Genomic DNA, 3,350 nt, shown 5'->3' with positions numbered 1-3,350 from the left:
ACGTGGGGCGTCCAGGCGGCCCGCCGTCAGGGCGATTGTCAGGCCCAGTACCGCCAGCACCGCCCCCACCAGCGCCGGGGACATCCAGCCCCAGCCCGCCGCGATCGCCGCGCCCCCCAGCCACGCGCCGCCCGCGTTCGCCAGGTTGAAGGCCGAGTGGTTGGACGCCGAGGCCAGCGTCGGGGCGTCCTTCGCCTTTTGCATGACCAGCATCTGGAGCGGCGTCGTCGTCAGGAAGCCCACCGCGCCCAGCACCACCACCGTCACCAGCGCCGCCCACTGCACGTGCGCCGTGAAGCGGAACGCGACCAGCACCACCGCGAGCGTGGCGAGCGACCCGTACAGCGTCGGCCGCAGCGCCCGGTCCGTCAGCGGGCCCGCCGCCAGCGCGCCCAGCGTCATGCCGATGCCGAACAGCGCCAGGACCACCGTCACCGACGACTCCCCGAAGCCCATGACCTCGGTGGTCATCGAGGCGAGGTACGAGTACACCGCGAAGACCCCCGCGAAGCCGAAGACCGCCGTGGCGAGCCCGAGCAGCACCTGACGGTTCCCCAGGGCGCGCAGCTCGCGCCCGAGGCTCTGGTGCGCGTCGACGGGTACGTACGGGACGAGCCTCGCCAGCGCGACCAGCGCGACCACGCCGATCACGGTCACGACCAGGAACGTGGCGCGCCAGCCCAGGTGTTGGCCGAGCAGCGTCGCCGCCGGGACCCCGACGATGTTGGCGACGGTCAGGCCCAGGAACATCGTCGCCACCGCCCGCGCCTGCCGTCCCTCCTCCACGAGCCGCGACGCGACCACCGCGCCGACCCCGAAGAACGCGCCGTGCGGCAGCCCCGCGAGCAGCCGGCCCGCCAGCAGCCAGCCGAAGCTCGGGGCGAGCGCGGAGGCGAGGTTGCCGACGACGAAGAACCCCATCAGGAGGAGGAGCATCCGCTTGCGCGGGATCCGGGACCCCACGGCGGTGAGGAGCGGGGCGCCGAGGACCACCCCGATCGCGTAGGCGGAGACGAGATAGCCGGCGGTGGGTACGGAGGTACCGAGGTCGTCCGCGACGTTGGGCAGCAGGCCCATCATCACGAACTCGGTCGTGCCGATACCGAAGGCACTTACAGCGAGGGCCAGCAGCGCCAAGGGCATGGGGAGGGGAGCCTTTCCGGAGAAGGGGAGCGGTGTGAGGACGCGTTCAGTAGGCACCAGTAAGTACCTCGACTGAACAAAGTCTCTCAGACGTTTTCTTCCCACGGATGAACCGGCGGACGGACCAGCAGATGAACGCCCGGTTCCGTAGCCGGTCCGCGTCTCAGTCCGCCCGCAGCTCCACCCGCGCCGCCACCGGCAGATGGTCGCTGTCCGTCCTCGGCAGGGTCCAGGACGCCGTCGGCTCGATGCCCTTCACCATGATCTGGTCGATGCGCGCCATCGGGAAAGAGGCCGGCCAGCTGAACCCGTACCCGTCCCCCGCCGCCCCCTGTGTGGAGCGCATCTGGGACGTGACGGCGTTCAGGGAGCGGTCGTTCATCGTGCCGTTCAGGTCGCCGAGCAGGATGACCCGGCCGACGGGCTCGCGGCTGATGGCCACGCCGAGCGCGTCCGCGCTGTTGTCGCGCTGGTTGGCGGTGAAGCCGGCGTGCAGCTTGACGCGTACGGACGGCAGGTGCGCCACGATCACGCCGACCTGCCCCTCGGGCGTGGTGATGGTGGACCGCATCGCGCGGACCCAGCCCAGCCGGATGTCGACGGGGCGGGTGCCGGACATCGGGTACTTGCTCCACAGCCCGACGGTGCCCTGCACGGAGTGGTACTTGTACGTCCCCGCCAGCGCCTTCTCGTACGTCGGTACGTCGGTCTCGGTCAGCTCCTCCAGCGCGAGGACGTCCGCGCCGGCCTCGGCGACCTCGCGCGCGGTGCCCGCCGGATCGGGGTTCTCCGCGTTGACGTTGTGCGTGGCGACGGTGAAGTCGCCGCCCCCGCCCGACTTGTCGGCGAGGAGGCCGCCGAAGAGGTTGACCCAGACGACGGCGGGCAGGAGGAGCGCGATCAGCGCGGTCGCGGACCTGCGCAGGAGAGCGAGGACGAGGATCACCGGGATGATCAGGCCCAGCCAGGGCAGGAAGGTTTCGGTGAGGCTGCCCAGGTTGCCGATCCGGTTGGGGATCTGCGCGTGCAGGATCATCAACAGCGCGGCCAGCAGGGCGAGAACGGCGAGGACGATGCCGCGCCGCCAGATGTTCCGGCCGCCCCGCCATCGGGACAGCGCGTTCCGGACCCGGGCTCCCCCACCCGCGCGCTGGTGTTCCGCGTCCGCGCCGGTCTCCACCGACTCCGCCGTGTACTCCTGCGTCATGTCCGCTGCCCTCACTGCCTTGCCGTGCACGCCCGCCCCCGACCCTAGGGGATGCGCGGGCGCTTTCTCTGCCGTCCGGGACGGCCGTACTGCCACGAGGACGAAACCGGCGCGCGGAGGGGTTCCGATCACGGGCAGATCACGACCGGTTGTGACAGAACCCGCACGATTGTGGTGTTGCGAACGTCACGTGGGCGAGGGGCGGTCGGGGCACCTCACGCCGTACCGGCGTCACGCCTTCCGTGGGCCGATGCCACCCGTCCGTGGGCCGATTCCACCCATCGCCGCTTCGATGATCTGCTCGGCGAGATCTTCGGGGAGCGGTGCGTCCGGGCGGTGCAACGTCCGTACGAGCATGGCGCCGACCAGCAGGTCGTTCATCAGGTCCACCGGGACGTCGTCGCGCAACTCCCCCTCGGCGACGGCGCGGCGGAGCACCGCGACCGTCGCCTCGTGGCGGGGTTCGATGACGAGCCTGCGGTACTCGGCCCACAGGGCGGGCCGGCTCTTCATCTCCGCGAAGACGTTGTGGAGGAGCGCCGAGGAGCGCTGGGCGAGGCCGCGCGTGCGCAGGGACTCCAGCAGGGCCCTGAGATCCGCGAGGGCGGACGTGCCGGGGAGGGTGGGCTCGGGGGGCTCCATGTCCCGTACGACGTCCACGAACAGCGCTTCCTTGCCCTGCCAGCGCCGGTAGATGGTGGCCTTGCCGACGCCCGCCGTACGGGCGATCCGCTCGATGGAGAGCGTGCCGAGGGGCACGCCCTCCTCCAGGAGGGACACGACGGCGTCCAGGATGGCCCGTTCGGCCGCCTCGCTCCGAGGGCGTCCGCGCCGGTGCTCGGCGCCCTGTTCGTACTCCTGGTCCCGCACGTACGCCACCTCTCGCCGCCCGGCCCGTCCCCGGACCCGGCCCAACCCCCCGTCCGGCCCCCGATTCTCGCCCACCGGCGCGGACATGGACGCCGATCGCTCCACCGCGCGCCGCTGCTGGTCGGCCGCC

General features: G+C 71.8%; 3 protein-coding genes. All 3 read right to left on the bottom strand.

Translation table 11 applies throughout. The annotated features are described in order from the left end of the window. Nucleotides 1–1,143, bottom strand: a 1,143-nt coding sequence (locus tag GT042_RS13970) for an MFS transporter (protein WP_161309029.1), incomplete at its 3' end; no start/stop codon positions are given. 163 nt (nt 1,144–1,306) lie between these two features. Next, a complete protein-coding gene (locus GT042_RS13965; RefSeq protein WP_161309027.1) occupies nt 1,307–2,350 on the bottom strand; it encodes an endonuclease/exonuclease/phosphatase family protein in 1,044 nt (347 codons plus the stop codon). Nucleotides 2,351–2,581: 231 nt separating this feature from the next. Continuing rightward, a complete protein-coding gene (locus GT042_RS13960) occupies nt 2,582–3,307 on the bottom strand; it encodes a TetR/AcrR family transcriptional regulator (RefSeq protein ID WP_161309028.1) in 726 nt (241 codons plus the stop codon). Between the last annotated feature and the right edge of the window lie 43 nt (nt 3,308–3,350).

It is taken from the genome of Streptomyces sp. SID3212, from assembly GCF_009865405.1.
Classification (GTDB): domain Bacteria; phylum Actinomycetota; class Actinomycetes; order Streptomycetales; family Streptomycetaceae; genus Streptomyces.
The sequence above is the reverse complement of the archived record's forward strand: the minus strand, read 5'-3'. Positions and strand labels throughout refer to the sequence as shown.